At 66.2% G+C, this 17,851-nt stretch carries 15 protein-coding genes; 10 read left to right on the forward strand and 5 right to left on the reverse strand.

Features of this window, described 5'->3' with window-relative positions; translation table 11 throughout:
* Positions 1-102 precede the first annotated feature (102 nt).
* Positions 103-1,566, forward strand: a complete 1,464-nt coding sequence (locus BLR29_RS29390; protein WP_369804737.1) for an MFS transporter — start codon at positions 103-105, stop codon at positions 1,564-1,566.
* Positions 1,567-1,641: 75 nt separating this feature from the next.
* Here BLR29_RS29390 and BLR29_RS29395 read toward each other — a convergent pair whose 3' ends face one another.
* Positions 1,642-2,163, reverse strand: coding sequence for a MarR family winged helix-turn-helix transcriptional regulator (locus tag BLR29_RS29395; RefSeq protein WP_092142858.1), 522 nt, complete (start codon positions 2,161-2,163; stop codon positions 1,642-1,644).
* 347 nt (positions 2,164-2,510) lie between these two features.
* Here BLR29_RS29395 and BLR29_RS29400 point away from each other — a divergent pair, with 347 nt between their 5' ends.
* The 4 genes from BLR29_RS29400 to BLR29_RS29415 all read left to right on the forward strand — a co-directional run bounded on the left by BLR29_RS29400 (position 2,511) and on the right by BLR29_RS29415 (position 7,206).
* Complete coding sequence (locus BLR29_RS29400; protein ID WP_092142861.1) at positions 2,511-3,332, forward strand: IclR family transcriptional regulator; 822 nt, start codon at positions 2,511-2,513, stop codon at positions 3,330-3,332.
* A gap of 167 nt (positions 3,333-3,499) precedes the next feature.
* On the forward strand, positions 3,500-4,486 hold the full coding sequence (locus BLR29_RS29405) for a tripartite tricarboxylate transporter substrate binding protein (RefSeq protein ID WP_092142864.1): 987 nt from the start codon (positions 3,500-3,502) through the stop codon (positions 4,484-4,486).
* Between the two features lie 112 nt (positions 4,487-4,598).
* A complete protein-coding gene (locus BLR29_RS29410) occupies positions 4,599-5,039 on the forward strand; it encodes a (2Fe-2S)-binding protein (protein ID WP_092142867.1) in 441 nt (146 codons plus the stop codon).
* Complete coding sequence (locus BLR29_RS29415; RefSeq protein WP_092142870.1) at positions 5,023-7,206, forward strand: xanthine dehydrogenase family protein molybdopterin-binding subunit; 2,184 nt, start codon at positions 5,023-5,025, stop codon at positions 7,204-7,206. The genes BLR29_RS29410 and BLR29_RS29415 overlap by 17 nt, the downstream gene beginning before the upstream one ends.
* Before the next feature lie 105 nt (positions 7,207-7,311).
* Here the strand turns inward: BLR29_RS29415 and BLR29_RS29420 are convergent, their stop codons facing one another.
* Both BLR29_RS29420 and BLR29_RS29425 read right to left on the reverse strand, forming a co-directional pair.
* On the reverse strand, positions 7,312-8,142 hold the full coding sequence (locus BLR29_RS29420; protein ID WP_092142873.1) for an IclR family transcriptional regulator: 831 nt from the start codon (positions 8,140-8,142) through the stop codon (positions 7,312-7,314).
* Positions 8,143-8,174: 32 nt separating this feature from the next.
* Positions 8,175-9,302, reverse strand: coding sequence for an FAD-dependent monooxygenase (locus BLR29_RS29425; protein ID WP_092142963.1), 1,128 nt, complete (start codon positions 9,300-9,302; stop codon positions 8,175-8,177).
* Between the two features lie 356 nt (positions 9,303-9,658).
* Between BLR29_RS29425 and BLR29_RS29430 the strand changes: the two genes are divergently transcribed.
* The 4 genes from BLR29_RS29430 (at position 9,659) to BLR29_RS29445 (ending at position 13,495) form a co-directional block, all read left to right on the forward strand.
* On the forward strand, positions 9,659-10,444 hold the full coding sequence (locus BLR29_RS29430) for a substrate-binding domain-containing protein (RefSeq protein ID WP_092142876.1): 786 nt from the start codon (positions 9,659-9,661) through the stop codon (positions 10,442-10,444).
* 348 nt (positions 10,445-10,792) lie between these two features.
* Positions 10,793-11,365: a hypothetical protein gene (locus tag BLR29_RS29435; RefSeq protein ID WP_092142966.1), complete on the forward strand. Its 573-nt coding sequence runs from the start codon at positions 10,793-10,795 to the stop codon at positions 11,363-11,365.
* A 71-nt stretch (positions 11,366-11,436) separates the two neighbouring features.
* Entirely contained in the window at positions 11,437-11,640 is a 204-nt protein-coding gene (locus tag BLR29_RS29440) for a CsbD family protein (RefSeq protein WP_092142879.1), read from the forward strand.
* A gap of 427 nt (positions 11,641-12,067) precedes the next feature.
* Positions 12,068-13,495 (forward strand): sensor histidine kinase, encoded by a 1,428-nt coding sequence (locus BLR29_RS29445; protein WP_092142882.1) that lies wholly within the window; start codon positions 12,068-12,070, stop codon positions 13,493-13,495.
* A 36-nt stretch (positions 13,496-13,531) separates the two neighbouring features.
* Here the strand turns inward: BLR29_RS29445 and BLR29_RS29450 are convergent, their stop codons facing one another.
* The gene (locus BLR29_RS29450; RefSeq protein ID WP_092142885.1) at positions 13,532-14,029 is read right to left on the reverse strand and encodes an acyl-CoA thioesterase; all 498 of its coding nucleotides are present in this window, start codon (positions 14,027-14,029) and stop codon (positions 13,532-13,534) included.
* A gap of 235 nt (positions 14,030-14,264) precedes the next feature.
* On the reverse strand, positions 14,265-16,361 hold the full coding sequence (locus tag BLR29_RS29455; RefSeq protein WP_255371503.1) for an Ig-like domain-containing protein: 2,097 nt from the start codon (positions 16,359-16,361) through the stop codon (positions 14,265-14,267).
* A gap of 439 nt (positions 16,362-16,800) precedes the next feature.
* On the opposite strand from BLR29_RS29455, the gene BLR29_RS29460 reads away from it, so the two are divergent.
* Positions 16,801-17,772, forward strand: a complete 972-nt coding sequence (locus BLR29_RS29460; RefSeq protein ID WP_092142891.1) for a DUF535 family protein — start codon at positions 16,801-16,803, stop codon at positions 17,770-17,772.
* Positions 17,773-17,851: the final 79 nt, after the last annotated feature.

The following is a 17,851-nucleotide window of genomic DNA, read 5'->3' on the forward strand; positions in this document are numbered from 1 at the left end:
GCCGCGTGCTTGCCGCGGCCACGACGAATGCCCGCGCACACGAGCCGCCCAAGCGGCCACGCGGGTGCCTGCCCCTCACGAGATTCGGGAATAGATACCGTGTTGATCCAGAGACATGACGCCGCGCCCCCGGGCGCGAACGCTGCCGCCGCCACGCTTGGCGGCGCGGCGGCCAACGACGTTGGCGCCCGCGCCGATACCCACACGACGGCCACCACGGTGACCCGCGGCCAGATCATCGCGCGCATCGAGCGCATGCCGGGCAACGCGATGCACATCCGCGCGCGGCTGCTGATCGGCCTGGCCACGTTCTTCGATGGCTTCGACGTCATCGCCATCGCGGCCACGCTGCCTCTGCTGATCGGCAAGTGGTCGCTCACGCCGGGCCAGATCGGCTTCCTGATCGCGGCGCCGTCCGTGGGGCAACTCGTCGGCGCGCTGCTGTTCCCGGCGCTGGCGGAACGGTTCGGCCGCCTGCGGTCGATTGGCTGGAGCGCGGGCATCATCGGCCTGATGAGCATCGCGTGTGGCTTTGCGCCGTCATTCGAGATCTTCGCGCTGCTGCGGATCGTGCAGGGCCTGGGGCTGGGTGGAGAGTTGCCCGTGGCCGCCACCTACATCAACGAGGTCACGCGCGCCCACGGGCGGGGCCGGTTCGTGCTGCTGTATGAAATCGTGTTCCCCATCGGGCTGATGGTGTCCAACGCCACGGGTGCTTTCCTCGTGCCGCGCTTCGGCTGGGAGGTGATGTACTTCCTCGGCGGCGTGCCGATCGTGCTGTACTTCGTGCTGCGCCGTCTGGTGCCGGAATCGCCGCGCTGGCTGGCGGAGAAGGGCCGGCTCGCGGAGGCCAATCAGGCATTGCAGCAATTCGAGTCCCGCGCGAAGCAGCCGCTGCCGCCGATCGCCAATGCAGCGGCCTTCGATGCGCTGAGCGCGAAGCATCCGCGCCGCCGCGTGCGCGACCTGGTGGGCCGCGCCTATATCGGCCGCACGCTGGCCGTGTGGATGCTGTGGGCGACCTGTGGCTTTATTCAGTACGGCTTGTCGACGTGGCTCCCGACCATCTACAAGACCGTCTATCACGCGCCGCTGCAGCTGGCGCTGAACCTGGCGGCAGGTGCATCGGTGCTGGGCGTAGTGGGTTCGCTGATCTGCGCGATGGTGGTGGACAAGGTGGGCCGCAAGCCGGTGATCAACGTGTCCTTCATCCTCTGCACGGTATCGCTGATCCTGGCCGGTGTGTTCCATGCGTCGTCGGTCTACGTGGTGGCCACGTTCTGCGCGCTGGCGATGGGCTTCCTGGCCAGCGGCTTTATCACGGCCTACGTCTACACGCCGGAGCTGTACCCGACGAGCATCCGGGCGATGGGCTGTGGTCTGGGTGGCGCGTGGCTGAAGATCTCGGCGATCTTCGCGCCGGGCCTGATCGCCGGCACGATCGGCACCGGGAACCTCAGTACCGCGTTCTACGGCCTGGCTGCCGTGCCGTTCCTGGCGGCCATCACGGTGTACTTCCTCGGCATCGAGACCAAGGGGCAGGTGCTGGAAGAGCTTGAGGTCTGAGCGCCATCACGGCTCCGCTTCATGACAAACGCCCTGCGGCCGCTTTGCGGCGCAGGGCGTTTTGTCATGGCGGGCTCATGCCTTGCCGGCGCTGGTGCAGATGCCGTGCAGCTTGCGCAGGCCGACATAGAGCCCGTGGCGTTCCTCGGGGGAGAGCATGCGGATCACGGACGCCTGGCCGCGCTGCGCCAGCGGAATGACCTGCGCGTGCAGCGCTTCCCCGGCTGGCGTGATACGGCAGATCAGGCGCTTTCGCGGCGTATTGCCTTCCGCCTCGAGCGTGACCAGGCCACGGTCTTCCAGCAGTCGCAACGTGCGGCTGACCAGCGCCTTGTCGGAGGTGGATTGCCTGACCAGTTCCGCGAACGACAGCTCCTTGCCATGCGCGAGCAGCGCGAGCAGGCGCCATTCGGGCACCGTCAGGTTGAATTGGGACGCGTAGGGCTCCGTCACGCTGCTGCGCAGCGCGGTGGCCAGCTGGCTCAGCATCGTGGTCAGGAAGTCGTTGACGGTCAGGCCGGTGCCGGCTTCGTCGAGGTCCGACCACGGGTCGGTCATGTCGGACGCATTGTCTTGGGGGCGGAGCGAATTGGGCATGACTGACGGAGCGGGGAAGGAATGCCGCGGGGCGGCTGGAAACCGGGCGCGATTGTCTCACACGGGGGCATATGGGCAACTTTGTGCCACACGATGCGAGACCTTTCGCGATAGGGGAATGTCAATCGGTGGTTTACTTAAGTTGAGTCATCAACAACCCTGACCTACAGTGAAGACGTTCCTGATGTGAATCTAGGTTTCATAGATAAAACACATCTGCTAGTGTTCCGGGTGAGGCAGTGCGCGCGAGCGTGCTGTGCGCGACGCGTCATGTTATATCGATCCGTTGCCGGTCGGCTGGCCTCGACAGGCCGGCCCCACAACCGAACGTCAAGCAGAGAGAGACCATGAGCAAAGATCTTCCCGCAGAGGAAACACAGGACAAGTACATCGTGCCGGGCCTGGAGCGGGGGCTGAGGCTGCTGGGAGAGTTCAGCAGCAAGGACCGCACGTTGTCGGCGGCGGAACTGGCGAGGCGGCTGCAGGTGCCGCGCTCGACAGTCTTCCGGCTGCTCGCCACGCTGGAAATGATGGGGTTCGTGGAGCGCACGGACGGCGGGCGGGAATTCCGCCTGGGGATGGCGGTGCTGCGGCTGGGGTTCGACTACCTGGCGTCGCTGGAGCTGACCGAACTCGGACGGCCGTTGCTGGACCGCCTGCGCGACGAGATTCACTACCCGTGCAACCTGGTCGTGCGTGATGGCCGGTCGATCGTGTATGTGGCCAAGTCGGTGGCAGCGCGGCCTTTCACGAGCACGGTCAACGTGGGCACGCGCCTGCCGGCGCATGCCACGGTGCTGGGCCGGGTGCTGCTGGAAGACCTGTCACTGGCGGCGTTGCGCGAGCTGTATCCGGAGCCTCGACTCGAGGTGTATTCGGAAAGCACGCCGCGCACAGTGGAAGAGCTGTACGACATGGTGCAGCGCGACCGGCAACGCGGCTACGTGCTGCACGAAGGATTCTTCGAGGCGAGCATCTCGACGATTGCCGCGCCGGTGCGAGACCGCACCACGCGCGTGGTGGCGGCGCTGGGGGCGACGATCCCTGCATCGCGGATCGATCCGGCGCAACTGGATTCGATGGTCGAAAAGGTGCGCGGTGCGGCGGCGGAGCTGTCGAGCCTGCTGGATTACCGGCCAGTCCCGCAGGGCAGGGTGGCCAACGAATGACGTAACGAATGACGTAACAACGGGCAGGAACGACGATGCAGGACGGCAGCCACAAGGCGAGCGCACCGAGCGCACCACTACGCGCAGCACGATGGGCCTCCGGGCGTGTATCCGGGAGTGCAATTGGGCGAGCATCCGGGCGAGCATCCGCGCGAGTATCCGGGCGCATGACTACCCGGCGCGCCGCGTGGCTGGGACTGGCCGTCGCGTTGCTGTCCACGAGCCTCGCCGGCGCGGCGCAGGCCGCAAGCGCCTGCGCGACCGTGCGGATCGTCGTGCCATTTCCCGCCGGCGGTGCCGCGGACCAGCTGGCACGCACCGTCTCACAAGGGCTGCAGCAACGCCGGGGCACGACGATCGTCGTCGACAACAAGCCCGGCGCCAACGGCAATATCGGCATCGACGCGGTGCGCCGTGCGGCCGGTGATGGCTGTACCTGGCTGGTCGTGCCGGCCGGCAACCTGACCATCAATCCCACGCTGTTTCCTGCGCTGTCCTACAACGTGACGCGCGACTTCAAGCCGGTATCGCTGCTGGCGAGTTCGCCGAACGTGCTGGCCGTGCATCCGTCGGTCAAGGCGCGCACGGTGCCGGAACTGATCGCGCTGGCAAGGCAGGCGGATCAGGCCAGGACGCCGCTGGGCTATGCCAGTCCCGGTGTTGGCAGCGGTCTGCATCTGGCGGGCGAACTGTTCCATCACAAGGCCGGCGTCAAGATGCTGCACGTGCCGTACAAGGGCACGACGCAGGCCGTCAACGACGTGGTGGGCGGGCAGGTGCCGGTGCTGTTCGGCACGTGGCCGACGCTGGCGCCGTTCATCCAGTCGGGCGCGCTGCGCGCGCTGGCCGTCACGCAGTCGAAGCGTTCCCCGGCGGCTCCCGATGTGCCGTCGCTGGCGGAACAAGGCGTGCCGGGCATCGACGTGAGTTCCTGGTATGCGCTGCTGGTGCCGGGTGCCACGCCGCAACCGCTGGCCGATGCGCTGTCCGCCGACGTACGCGTGCTGTTTGCCACGCCCACCGTACGCAATGACTTGCAGCGCCAGGGCCTGGAGCCCGTGGCGAGCACCCCCGAAGCCCTGGCCGCACGCATCCGCGATGACACCGCGGCGTGGGCGACGCTGATCCGCACTTATCACATCACCGCGGACTAGTCCGAGCGCGCTCGCGCGGCGCATCCCTATTTACATCTGAGTCGTACCTGGCCGCACCCCGCACCGTGCAGGGTGGCCCGCGGCCGTCTTTTCTTGCACGAGCGAGGCAACCATGGACTTTGTGTTGAACGGAAAAGCGACCCGCTTTGACGGCGACGGCGACACGCCGTTGCTGTGGGTGATTCGCGATGACGCCGGGCTGACCGGCACCAAGTACGGCTGCGGGATCGGCGCTTGCGGCGCCTGCACCGTTCACATCGACGGCCACGCGCAGCGCTCCTGCGTGACGCCCGTCTCCAGCGTGGCGGGGCGCAACGTGACCACTATCGAGGGGCTGTCGCCGGACCGCTCGTCGAAGGTGCAGCAGGCGTGGATCGCCAAGGATGTGCCGCAGTGCGGCTACTGCCAGTCCGGCATGGTGATGGCCGTGACCGCGCTGCTCAGGCAGAACCCGCATCCCACGGACAAGGAGATCGATGCGTCCGTCAGCAACCTGTGCCGTTGCGCCACCTATCACCGTATCCGGGAGGCCGTTCATGCCGCTGCAAAGTGAATCGGTCGCCAGCCTGTCGCGCCGTGGTTTCCTGAAGGGCAGCGCGGCGATTGCGGGCGCGCTGTGCATTCCCCTGCCGGTGCTGGCCAACCGCACCGTCGATAGCGGGCCCCATGGCACCAGCGAGATCACCGACTGGATCTGGATCGAGCCGAACGGCAAGATCACGCTGGGGCTGTCGCAATGCGAATGCGGGCAAGGCGTCTACACGGGCATGCCGCAGGTGCTGGCCGACGAGCTCGACGCGGACTGGCAGGGCATCACGGTGACCTTCGTCACCGGTCGCGACGCCTATCGTACTGGCGCCGCGTATGAAGAGCCGCAGCAGTTCGTGGGCGCCTCGATGTCGGCCACGCTGTTCTACCAGCGCCTGCGCATCGCGGGCGCGCAGGCGCGCGAAGTGCTGGTGCTGACCGCCGCAAGGCGCATGCAGGTGCGCCCCGGCCAGTGCCATACGGAGCGGGGCAGCGTCTATCACGGTGCCACGGGGCGGTCGCTCGGCTATGGCGAACTCGCCGAGGAAGCCGCGAAGCTGCCGCTGAATCCCACGCCGCGCCTGAAGAACGAGGCCGCCCACAAGCTGATCGGCAAGGATTTGCTGCGTCTGGACACGCCGGCGAAGGTGGATGGTTCCGCCGAGTTCGGCATTGACGTCAAGGTCGGCGACATGCTGTATGGCGCGCTGAAGATGCCGCCGACCGTGACCGGCAAGGTTGTTGGCATCCGCAATGCCGATGCGGTCAGGGCCATGCCGGGCGTGAAGGCCGTGGTCCAGGCCCCGGATACGGCCATCGTGGTGGCCACGAGCTACTGGCTGGCCAAGAAGGGCGCGGACGCGCTGGAGATCGACGTCGATCCGGGTGCAGCGAAGAGCCTCGACAGCGACGCCATCATGGCCGTGCGCAAGGCCGCGCTGGGCGCGCCGGAAGCGGTGGTCGCCACGAAGCTGGGCGACCCGGACGCGCTGCTGGCCGCTGGCGGCAAGGTGGTCGAAGCCGACTATCACACGCCCTACATCGTGCACGCAACGATGGAGTCCGTGAACGCCACGGTGCACGTGCGCGAGGATGCCATCGAGGTCTGGGGGCCGATCCAGGGCCAGGATTTCGTGCGCAACGCGCTGGGCAAGCTCTACAACCGCAAGCCCGAGACCATCATCGTCCACACGACGTTCCTCGGCGGCAGCTTCGGGCGCAAGTTCCTGCCGGACTTCGTCGTGCATGCCGCGCGCGCGTCGGCGGCGGTAGGCAAGCCGGTGAAGGTGATCCGCTCGCGCGAGGACGACATCCGCCACGGCTTCTACCGGCCCGGCGTATCGGGCCGCTTCCGTGCGGTGCTCGATGAGCGCGGTATGCCCAAGGCGATGCACGCGCGCCTGACGGGGCAGTCGCTATACGGTGTGATCAAGGCCGATCGCATGGCGAAGAACGGTGGCTGGGACGAGACGATGCTCGAGGCGATCTACGACTGCGTCTATCGCGTGCCCAACCTCAAGGTCGACATGATCGACGTGAAGCAGCCGATCCCCGTCAGCTTCATGCGCAGCGTGGGGTCGACGTCGAGCATCTTCATGCTCGAGAGCTTCGTGAACGAGTTGGCCGACGCGGCGGGCATGGACCCGTACCGCTATCGTCGCGCGCTGCTGGCGCACAACCCGCTGGCCGTGCGCGTGCTCGATGCGGCGGCCAGGGGCGCCAACTGGGATCGCAAGCCGGCGCCCAACATCACGCGGGGCTTTACGTTCAACCTGTACACGGGGCGGGGCGAGGCATTCCAGACCTACGTGGCGATGGCGCTGGAACTGGAGCGCGCCGGCAAGGCCTTCAAGGTGCGCCGCGTGGTGTGCGCCGTGGAAGCGGGCCGGGCGATCAACCCGAACCTGATCCGCGCGAACATCGAAGGCGGGATCGGCTTTGCGCTGACCAATACGCTCAAGAGCGAGATCACCTTCAAGGAAGGCGTGGTGCAGCAAAGCAATTTCCACGACTATCCGCTGCTGCAACTGGCGGAAATGCCGAGGATCGAAGTGGTGATCGTCGACAGCGACCGCCCGCCGCAAGGCTGTGGCGAGGTGTCGGTGGGGCCGGTGGCACCAGCCGTGGCGCACGCGCTCTACCTGGCGACGAAATCGCGACGCAGGTCGATGCCGATGAAGCTGGAAACCTAAAGGGAAAGGGGAGCGAAGGTGCTCCCCTTTCTTACTGAAGGTCGCCGCGGCGACCGGGTACGGCAAGGGCGCGCAACGACGCCAGGATCCTTTTGAAACGACCGCTTACGGTCGATGGCCCAGCAGCGCCGAGAGATCCCTGGCTGCTGACTTCACCTCTTTCTGCACGCGATCTCTCAACGTGCCGTCGGCTTCGAATCGTTGCTGGGGGCCCGCGACGCTGATGGCCGCCACGACTTCGCCTGTGGCGTCATGCACTGGCGCCGCGCAGGCATCGATGCCGGGCTCGAACGCGGAGAAGCTCCAGGCGCAGCCACGTTCGAGGTCGGCGGCGAGGATCTCCGCCAGCCGCGCGTGCGTGCCGGGGCTCTGGCCGGTGACGGTCGGCAACGGATCGTCGCCCAGCCGCTCGCGCAGTTGTTCCGGCGACAGATGCGCGATCAGCATCCGCCCCGGCGTGGTCAGGTGCGCCGGCACGCGGCTGCCCACCTGGATATTGCTGACCAGCCCGGTGTTCGGCATGTCGCGCAGCAAGTAGAGCACGTCGCCGCCATCGGGCACCGCCAGATAGGCGGACAGTTGCAGCGATCCGCTCAGGCGCGCGAGCACGCGTCGCGCGAATGTGGTCAGGTCATTGGCGGCCAGCACATGGGAGGCCAGCTTCAGGAACGAGAAGCCGACGGTATGACCGCCCTGTGGCAATCGCTCGACCATGCCCTCGTGCTCGAGCGTCGCCAGCAGGCGCATGACGGTGACGCGGTTGACGTCGATGCGGCGGCCCACCTCGCTCAGGTTGGCGGTCGATCCGCCTTCCGCGATAAAGCGCAGCAGCCGCAGGCCACGGATGACCGGGGAGACCAGTTGCTGGGACATGCCTGCCGCGTCGTCGGCATCGGATTCGGAAGACAGGTCTGGCAGCGGGGCTGGCTTGGGCATCGGGGAAATGAAGTGAAGAACGAACGGTGGGCTCAGTCGAGTGCCACGTTCCAGGCGTCGTAATCGTACACCCAGTCCGCATTGCCGCCGGCCTTGAGCCATTCGTTGCCGCGCGAGCCGATCTGGATGCGACTGGTCCGCGCGTGACGCGTGGCTTGATAGCGCTCCAGCGCGGCGGGCACGGTGTCTGCGCTGGCTTCGGCCAGGCAGCGGGCCAGCACCACGCCGTCCTCGATCGCCATGCCGGCGCCCTGCGCCATGAACGGCATCATCGGATGACAGGCGTCGCCCATCAGCGCGACATGGCCGGCCGACCACGACGGCAGCGGATCGCGCACGTAGAGCGCGGAGATCAGGACGTCATCGCAGGCATCGAGCAGCGCGCGGGCGTCCGGATGGAAGCCGGCATAGGCGGCGCGCAGGTCTTCCACGCGGCCCGGCGTGGTCCACGATTCATGGCGCCAGCTGTCCTGTGCCACCGTCGCGAAGACGAAAATCTCGCGGCCCCGGTTGAGCGGAAACGTGACGATCTGGCTGGTCGGCTCCGCTCCCCACCATTTCGTGAACGCGCCGATATTGGGGACGCCTGCGAGCCGTTCGGCGGGAACCACGGCGCGATAGGCCACCACGCCGGTGAAGATCGGATGCTCCTCGCCAAGGATGGCCTTGCGCACGATTGAGTGGATGCCGTCGGCGCCGATCAGCACGTCCACCTCTTCGGCGCTGCCGTTGGCAAAGTGGATCGTGGCGCCTTGCCCGTGCGGAACGATGCTGTCCGCCTTGTGCGCCAGCTTCACGCACGATGCCGGCACGGCGGCTTCCAGCGCGGACATCAGGTCGCCACGATGCATCGTCAGCTGCGGGGCCCCGTAGCGGCGCTCGGCGTCATCGGACATTGCCAGGCGCGAGGTTTCCTCGCCCGTGTCCCACATGCGGCTGATCCGGTGCGTCGGGCGCGCGGCGGTTTCGCGCAGCGCATCCCCCACGCCCAGGCCGTCCAGCGCGCGGACGGCGTTGGGCGTGAGGTTGATGTCCGCGCCGACGCGCGCGAATCGCGCGGCCTGCTCGAACACCACGACATCCATGCCGAGTTTGCGCAAGGCGATGGCCGCGGCCAGGCCGCCGATGCCGGCACCGTTGATGCCGATCTTTCCTGAAATCATGGGGGGACGCTCCGTTGCGGCGGTCTGCTCTTCACAAACCGCATTGATGTTCAAAAATGAACAAGAAGTTCATAAAAGAATATGTGGAGCGTCGGTGGCCGTCAAGCGTGAATCGGCGTCAGCCTCGTCGCCAGCGGTGCTTCCTATCGCCGTGCGGCGAATTCTTCACTCGTGACGGCGGGCTGGTGACTGGGTGTTCACGGGAACTGAAGGCCGCATTCACGAAAGCCGACTAGCGGTGCTGCATTGCGATATCTATAGTGCGGCCGATATGGCGCGCATCCGCCCACGGCCCGGCGCAACCACGCCGGACGAATGGCACGACAGATGCCGCGCCGCCGACAGGAGACAACATGTATAAAAGCTGGGCGGCCGCATTGGCCGCCGCTGCCACCACCGCGCTGCTGGCCCCCGCCGTGCAGGCCGCGGACATTCACGTGATGACCTCGGGCGGATTCACCGCCGCCTACAAGATCCTCGGACCGAAGTTCGCCGCGCAGTCCGGCAACACCCTGGACACCGCGCTCGGTCCGTCGATGGGGCAAGCGCCAGAGGCCATTCCCAATCGACTCGCGCGTGGCGAGCAGGCCGACGTGGTCATCATGGTCGGCTATGCGCTCGACGATCTCATCAAGAAGGGCGTGGTCGATCCGAAGTCGCGCGTGGAACTGGCTGATTCGCGGATCGGCATGGTGGTCCGCCAGGGTGCTGTGGTGCCCGACATCCGCACCCTCGACGCGCTGCGGCAGACGCTGATGCAGGCCAGGTCAATCGCGTATTCCGATAGCGCCAGCGGCGTCTATATCGAGCGGGAACTGTTCAAGCGCCTGGGTGATGCCGCCGCGCTGCAGGCCAAGGCGAAGATGATTCCGAAGATCCCCGTGGCCACCGTGGTGGCGGACGGTCAGTACGAGATCGGCTTCCAGCAAGTCAGCGAACTGTTGCCAGTGCCCGGCGTGACCTTTGCCGGACGGATTCCGGAGGACGTTCAGTCGGTGACGCGCTTTGCCGCGGGCATTCCTGTCAATGCCGCCCATCCGGCGGAAGCCAGGGCGTTGCTCGAATATCTGGCCGCGCCGGCGGCGCAATCGGTCGTCAAGGAGACCGGTCTCGATTCCGTGCCGGAATCGAAACCCTGACAGATTTTCGGTGGTAGCAGTCCTGCCCGGGGCCGGCCTTTGCCGGCCCTTTTTCGTGGGCCCTCACGGTCCCCCTGTCGTTCCCTTCTCGTCCCCTCACGGCGCTTTCCGTGATCGCCGGCACGACCGCTTTCGCATTGGCATGCGAGTGCCCACTGCTCCCGCTCCCCGCTTCCTCGCGCACGGGCGTTCCCAGGCGATGCTGTGGGAATTGTCTTACGTACATTTCAGCAGCGGTCGTCTGCTTCATGGCGGTGCCAAAACATAACCTGCAGATACAGCGTGGCCACAAGGCGAGGAGAAAGCGCCAGGCCGGCAAAGTATCCACCTGAAAAGGAGCACGACATGATGACGAGGAAATGGCTGACTGCGGCAGTGTGTTCGATGATGGTTGCGGCCCCTGCCGGCTTTGCCTATGCGCAAGCAGGCTCGAAGGCCGACTACGATGCCGCCACCAGGCAGGCGGATGCGGACTACAAGGTCGCCACGAGCAAGTGCGGCGCGATGAAGGACAACGCCAGGGACGTTTGCAAGCTGGAGGCCAAGCGTGACCGCGACGTGGCCAAGGCCAACGCCGAAGCCCGGCGCGACGGCACCGAGAAGGCCCACGCCAAGGCCATGAAGACCAAGGCCGACCGCGACTACGACGTGGCCAAGGAAATGTGCGACGACAAGAAGGGCAACGACAAGGACGTGTGCGTGAAGGAAGCCAAGGCCTCGCATGAGCAGGCCCTGGGTGCCGCCAAGGTCGAAAAGGCCGCCGCCACGGGCACCAGCACGGATGTGGCCGAAGCCCGTGCCGACGCGAAGAAGGACACCGTCGACGCCGCCTACAAGGCCGACAAGGAAAAGTGCGATGCGATGTCCGGCGATGCCAAGGACAAGTGCCAGGCTAACGTGAAGATCAAGTACGCCAAGTAAGTCCGCAAAGTAAGTCCGACCGGGGGACGCCGATGGCATCCCCCGGCATCGACACCTGAAAGGAGCCGCAAATGAACTGGGATCAGATCGAAGGCAAGTGGGATCAGGCGAAGGGCAAGATCAAGGAGAAGTGGGGCAAGCTGACCGACGATGACATGACCGTCATCAACGGCAAGCGCGACCAGCTGGCCGGCCGCATCCAGGAGCGTTACGGCTATACGCGGGAACGCGCCGAAGAAGAGATGAAGGCCTGGGAACGCGACGTGCGCTGGTAAGCGGGCGCGCAGTTCCTGATGTGTAGTGCCAGATTGTCATGCGCGGACGTGCGCGATGGCCGCGGCGGGGCTTCCACCCCGCCGCTTCTTTTTGGCCGACTCCGCTCGATTCCGACGCCCGGATCGCTTGTATGCCTCTTCAGTAGGGTGAGGCCGGCGCGCGGAAAATCCGTTGATACGCTGCGGTGCCGTGCACGTGCGAGCGCCGTCGCCATCGGATGCTCGTACCCGGAAACCCGCGCCACGCAAGGCATGGCGTCTGAAAAGCCGCCGTGCAAGATGAGTGGCCAACGGTTCGGAATCCGTGTGGCGAATTCAGCATCGCTAAGGTCAGTGTGCAGCCGAATTTAGTACGGGGGTAGCGGCCGCGCCTTACCATGGCGGGTCCTTCTCTGCCTGCCGCGCGGCTGGACCGCTGCGGCCCTGCATGTACGCGATCCTTCCCGCATTCGTCTCGGCGATTTTCCTCGGTTACGGCCTCTATGTGCTGGTGACCCAGGGCGTGACGCGTGTATCGGCATCGTTCTTCCTGCTGTGCTTCACCACGTTCGCCTGGCAGGGCACCTGGGCGTTCCTGTTCCAGGCGACGCACCCCGACGTCGCACTGGTGCTGGCCAAGGTGGGCTACCTGTTCATCATCTTCCTGCCCACCACGTTCTATCACTTCATCTGCGAGGTCACGGAATGCCGGCGCGAGCGGCCTGCGCTGCTGGCGTCGTACGGGCTCAGCCTGATCCTGTCCGTCCTGCTGCTGACCACCAGCAACGTGGTGTCCGGCTACTACGTGCTGTTCTTCGGGGATTATCCCAAGGCAGGGCCGCTGCACCCGCTGCACGTATTGCAGACGGCGATCCTGGCGTGCCGCTGCGGCTGGCTGCTGATGGCCGCGCGCACCAACGCCACGGCGGAACGGCGCCGGCGCTTCAACCTCTGCCTGCTGAGCCTGGCGCTGTATTCGCTCGCCGCGGTGGACTATGCGGTCAACTATGGCTTCGCGTTCTATCCGCCGGGCGTGATCTTCATTGCGCTGAGCCTCGGCATCCTGGCCGTGAGCGTGGTGCGCTACGACCTGATGCACCCGTATTCGCTGGCCGCCACGGTGGCGCACGAGGTGCGCACGCCGCTGGCCACCATCCGCATGCAGGCTCAGGAAATGGCGCGAACCTTCCCGCAGGTGGTGCAAGGCTACCGGCTGGCCGTGGAGCAAGGGCTGATCGAGGACCGCTTGCGGCCGGGACAGCTCGAGCGCATGTGCCACCTGCTTGAGGGCATCACGCGCGAGGTCGATGGCACCAGCACGGTGATCGACATGGCGCTGGCGTCGGTGACGCTGGAACGGCTCGACCGCAGCACCTTCGCGCCGCATGGGCTGGCGGCCTGCGTGGACAACGCGCTGGAGCGGTATCCGTTCCAGCCGGACGAGCGCGCGCGCGTGCGCCTGGCGGCGATCGATCCCGCCTGGCGCTTCGTCGGGTCCGAGACGCTGCTGGTCTACGTGCTGTTCAACCTGCTGAAGAACAGCCTGTACGCGATTCGCGCGCATGGCGCCGGCCATATCGACATCACCGGCGGGGTGGAGCACAACTACTATCTGCTGCGTGTCCGCGACACCGGCCCGGGCATTCCGGCCGACGTGCTGCCGCGCATCTTCGACCCGTTCTTCTCCACCAAGGCCCACGGCAAGGGCAACGGCCTGGGGCTGGCGTTCTGCCGTCGCGTGCTGGAGGCATTCGGCGGCCGTATCGACTGCGCATCCGTGCCCGGCGCCCATACCACCTTCACGCTGCGCCTGCCGTGCTTTCAGCCGCTGGCGGACCGGCCGGAGGGCCGGTTTCCCGCCAGCGCCGCCGGCTGACCCAACGCCGGCGGGCTCCACGATTGTCGTCGCCGCTTAGTTGGCGAGCGGCGGCAGGATCAGTTCATATTCCCTGACTTTCTCGATGATCTCCTTCGGGAAGCGCGTGATGCGCTTGTCCCGTCCGGCGAACACGATCTGCTGGTAACCCAGCGATACCGGCCGGCCGTCCACGCAGAAGCGGAACAGCAGATACGCAGAGCACTGGCGCACCTGGAACGTGTTCAGGTAGCAGTCCACATGCTGGAACGGGAAGGTTTCCTCCACGTATTCCTGATGCGCGCGCTTGGTCACGAAGACGCCGCCGGCAGCCAGCAGGTTGCTGTGAATGCATTCGTGGAACCAGCGTTCGCGGCAGATTCCCTGCCACTCGAAGTAGCGGGCGAAATACGTGTTCATGAAGGCATTGGAATCCTTGAGGTAGATATCGATGGCATGGTGGAAGGTTTTTTGAGGCGGGGTCTCCGATACGTCCTGGGCAAGCAGGGCGGTACCGCGGTTCAGCACTTGGGGGATCACGTCTCGCATCAACATGGAACGACTCCTGTGTGACTGGCTGCGAGCGGCAGCCGACGCCTGCCCCGCCAGCAGTTGCGGGGCATGAGTCATTCTGCGTCACGGAGCGCTGCACGCGGGGATGGCGGCGAGGGGAGCGCCGCGCCCAAAAGCAAAACGCCCCGGCGGCGGGACGTGTGTCCTGCAGCCGGGGCGCTTCGTGGCGCTTCGTGGCGCTTCTCAGCGTGGATGCGGCGTGTGCCGCGCCAGCGGGTCAGCGATAGGTGCCGATCACGCGCACGAACTTCTGGGTGTCGTCCGCCGTGGTGGAGCGGACCTCGACGGTGCGCTGGTCACCGGCGGCCATGTAGGTCGGGAAGCCGATGATCGCGCAGTTGCCGGCGGGGTTGATGCCCGTGCCATTGCCGGCGCTGGAGCCCTGGCCCAGCGTGGTGACCACTACCGAGCGCGCCTTGTACGACGGCACGTTGGTCTGGATCAGCGTGCGATCGAGCGGCGACGGGTTGGGCACCACGTTCTTGCGTCCGAAGGCGAGGGCCCGGTCCACCGGCTCGGCGTTCTGCGTCCAGCTGACGGTGGTGTCCAACTGCGCGTCGATCTTGCCATTGAGCGTCAGAAAGCCGAGGCTGGCCGGATCGATCGCATTCCAGGTTTCCCGTGCGATCACGGACGGCGTCATGATGGCGCCCGACGACGTCAGCGTGAAGGTGTCATCCGGCGTGGCGGACAGGGACGTCTTGTAGGACAGGTCGGCGTTCCGGTTCCAGACTTCGAAGGTGTAGCTGGCAAAGGTCGGTACGGCGTCGATGCCGTCGTCCGTCAGCGGCGTGGCGGCATACGTGTTGCCGCCGCTGGCCAGCGAGGCCCACGTCATCGTGTCGGCGGTGTTGAGCGGCGTGGCGGCGAGCACCACGGTGCTGCTGGACTGGCCCGAGTCCCCGATCGTGGCGTTCGGCGAAACGGGATCGTTCGCCGCGTAGGTGAGCGCGCCGTTCAGGTTCTGCACGACCATGTTGGCAAACGTGCCGCAAACGCGCGAACGCGCCAGCACCACACCGGCGGCGGGCAGGCCGGGGCCGGTCACGCGCACGAGCTGCACGTTCGCGCCCGCTGCGCGCTGCGGATTCAGCAACACGCGCAACGCGGTTTCGTAGCGGGACACGATGCCGCCGCCCGGGTTCTGCTCGACGACCTTGCTGATGCGGCGCGTGACGGCGGCCTCGTAAGGGCGCTCGTTGCCGGTCAGGGTCCAGCCCGTCGCAGCCCGGTTGGTCACCCGGCGCGAGAACTGGGACGTGGTGCCATCGGCGCGGATATACGGGAAGCGCACGAAGGCGTCGTCCTCGTTGCTGCCATTCTTGCCGTTGAACAGCACGATCGGCGCCTGGAATTTGGCGCCGGTCATGTCGGCGGACGTCAGCAGCGCATCGAAATCATCGCGTGCCGTGTAGCTGCTGTTCAGGTAGTTGCTGGCGAAGGCCGGTGCGCAGGCGCCCAGCAGTGCGGACACACTGGCGCGCGCCGACGGTGCCACGGCAAAGCAGGCCTGGAGACTGGCGCGGATGGCTTCGAACGTGGCGGCGTTGGTGCGGGCGGCCGGTGCCGGCAGGGCGGCGGGCGGGTTGGCGAGCGAACCTGGCGTCAGCGTCCGTTCCGGCACGGTGCCGCCGGACATGACGGCGCCCGTGGAGGCCACCTTCACGCCGGTGGAGGTCAGCGTAACCAGCACGCGGTCGATCACGGCATCGGCGCCCTGGCCTTGCGTCGACAGCGGCGTGGAAATCGGGTCGAAGGCGCCGGCATCCAGCCCTGCGTCGGCCGCGATATTGGCCAGCACCGCGCGCAGCGCTGCCACGGCCTGCTGGACCTGGGCGCTGGTGACCTTGCTGTTCAGCGTGGCGGCGTTGATCAGGTCGAGCGGATTGCCGCCGACCAGCAGTGCCGCCAGCGCGTTCGTCAGCGGCGACACGTTCACCGTGGTCGTCGCGCCACTGGCCGGCTTGCTGGCCAGCACGGAAACGTAGCTGACGGTGCCGCCGCCCGCGTTGCCCGTGGCGACCACCACGAACGGTGCGCGGAAGTCGGATACATCGAAGCTGTACTTGCCGTTGGCGTCGGCGATGCTCGTGCCGACAAGCCTGCCGTCCGCGTCACGGACGGTGACCGTCGCTCCGGCCATGAAGGCGCCGGATGCCGCCGTGCCTTGCACCGTGGCAGGCGACTTGGCCGCGCCATCTCCGCTGCCACCACCCCCGCACGCCGACAACACCGCAACCGTCACCAGCGCCAGCGCGGGCGCCCATGCACGACCCCGCAAGCCCGGCTTGCGCATTTCCCGATGATTTCCCATGAAAAGTCTTCCCTTTGTTATGGATTCTTGTGGCTCTGTTTTATGCGGCGACTGAATACGCCGGGCCGGATCATAAAAGGCCGCCGCTGCCCCCACTTCCCCTCATCGGTTGGGTGTCGGGTAGAGATAACAAACCGGATACAAGGGTTGCGATAAAGAGGTTTATGAAGCACATAGAGCGCGGGTTAACTGTCATATTTGTAAGCGCGTCAACCGGGTATATTTCAATGCGTTACGGATTATTACTAGCCAGGCCTGCGCGCCCCCACAAACAAAAAGAACGAGACGGGCCGGCACTATGTATCAGAGGAAAGCGCTGAAATCTGCGCATTGACTTCCGGCTCATCGGACGCAATGCCGCGCAATACAAGGGGAGCAGTCAGTCGTGCAAGGACCTGTGTCATATCTGCAGGGGCTCATTCATGCCCGTGCGGGAGGGATGTTGGAGACGAATCCAACGTTTTACCTTCGCTATCTCACCACCGTGGCGACGTTGTCGTCGTTCTGTTATCCCCCGGGCAGCCGCAAATGCTGGACCCGACGTGTCAAGCTTGTTGCAATGTCCGCCATTCGGGCGCGCGCCGGGCAGGCGTGGCTGCGCGCCGCCGGGTCGTGTGCACTGCTGCAGCGTGTGGTGGCCGCGCGGCCGGCGGTGCTGGAAAAGCCCTACCGTCCGCTTGGGGAGCAGGGCAAGAGCTTTCACGAGCGCGTGCGCATGGTGCTGGATCACTACGGTGTCATGCATGCCGTGTTGCCAGTCTGCGTCTCCGAGCGCATCTACCTTGGCGATGGCCTGACGTGGCAGTCCGACGATGGCCGCTACGTACTGCGGCTGGCCGATTCCGGCCCGAATCCCAAGGAAGGCGAACTTGCGTTCTACTGGGTCGATACCCAGGCCGGGGTTTGCCTTGCACAGATCAGCTTCTACCTGACGCATGACTATGATGGCCCGGCGATTTTCATCGGCGGGCTGCAGGGGCCGATGGGCGAAAGCAGCCGCGAGCTGATCCGCATGGCGACCAAGGCGTGCGAAGGCCTGCGTCCCAAGGATGTCGTGATGGAGGCCCTGTTGGGCTTTGCCGCCCAGATGCGGGCGCGTCGCATCGTCGCGGTGTCGCGCGCCAATCATGTCGGCCGCCAGCGCCACACCCCGCGCGAGATCCAGGCCGACTACGAAGGCTTCTGGATGGAGGCCCACGGCCAGCCAATGCCGAATGGCAACATCGACATTCCCGTTTGCCAGCCCCAACGCGATATCAACGAGATTCCGTCCAAGAAGCGTTCGGCCTGGCGCCGCAAGCAGGCGCTGGCGGAGACCGTGCGTCACGCGGTGGGCGCCTGGCTGCGCGCCGATGCCACCCCCGCGGAAAACGATCCGCGCGTGCCGCACGTCGCCTTCGCCGCCGCCTGATCGGGCTTCACACCCGTCTTGCCACTCGCGGCAACCCCGACCTGCCCATGTGCGGCAGGTCGGGGCGGTAAACCCTAGT

This window comes from Cupriavidus sp. YR651 (assembly GCF_900101625.1).
Lineage (GTDB): Bacteria > Pseudomonadota > Gammaproteobacteria > Burkholderiales > Burkholderiaceae > Cupriavidus.

Excerpts from the sequence above, each read along its gene's own strand:
- BLR29_RS29430 (WP_092142876.1), top strand. The coding sequence starts at position 9,659 with ATGTATAAAAGCTGGGCGGCCGCATTGGCCGCCGCTGCCACCACCGCG.
- BLR29_RS29440 (WP_092142879.1), top strand. The coding sequence starts at position 11,437 with ATGAACTGGGATCAGATCGAAGGCAAGTGGGATCAGGCGAAGGGCAAG.
- BLR29_RS29400 (WP_092142861.1), top strand. The coding sequence starts at position 2,511 with ATGAGCAAAGATCTTCCCGCAGAGGAAACACAGGACAAGTACATCGTG.
- BLR29_RS29410 (WP_092142867.1), top strand. The coding sequence starts at position 4,599 with ATGGACTTTGTGTTGAACGGAAAAGCGACCCGCTTTGACGGCGACGGC.
- BLR29_RS29455 (WP_255371503.1), bottom strand. The coding sequence starts at position 16,361 with ATGGGAAATCATCGGGAAATGCGCAAGCCGGGCTTGCGGGGTCGTGCA.
- BLR29_RS29395 (WP_092142858.1), bottom strand. The coding sequence starts at position 2,163 with ATGCCCAATTCGCTCCGCCCCCAAGACAATGCGTCCGACATGACCGAC.
- BLR29_RS29435 (WP_092142966.1), top strand. The coding sequence starts at position 10,793 with ATGACGAGGAAATGGCTGACTGCGGCAGTGTGTTCGATGATGGTTGCG.
- BLR29_RS29420 (WP_092142873.1), bottom strand. The coding sequence starts at position 8,142 with ATGCCCAAGCCAGCCCCGCTGCCAGACCTGTCTTCCGAATCCGATGCC.
- BLR29_RS29460 (WP_092142891.1), top strand. The coding sequence starts at position 16,801 with ATGTTGGAGACGAATCCAACGTTTTACCTTCGCTATCTCACCACCGTG.
- BLR29_RS29405 (WP_092142864.1), top strand. The coding sequence starts at position 3,500 with ATGACTACCCGGCGCGCCGCGTGGCTGGGACTGGCCGTCGCGTTGCTG.
- BLR29_RS29415 (WP_092142870.1), top strand. The coding sequence starts at position 5,023 with ATGCCGCTGCAAAGTGAATCGGTCGCCAGCCTGTCGCGCCGTGGTTTC.
- BLR29_RS29445 (WP_092142882.1), top strand. The coding sequence starts at position 12,068 with ATGTACGCGATCCTTCCCGCATTCGTCTCGGCGATTTTCCTCGGTTAC.
- BLR29_RS29450 (WP_092142885.1), bottom strand. The coding sequence starts at position 14,029 with ATGTTGATGCGAGACGTGATCCCCCAAGTGCTGAACCGCGGTACCGCC.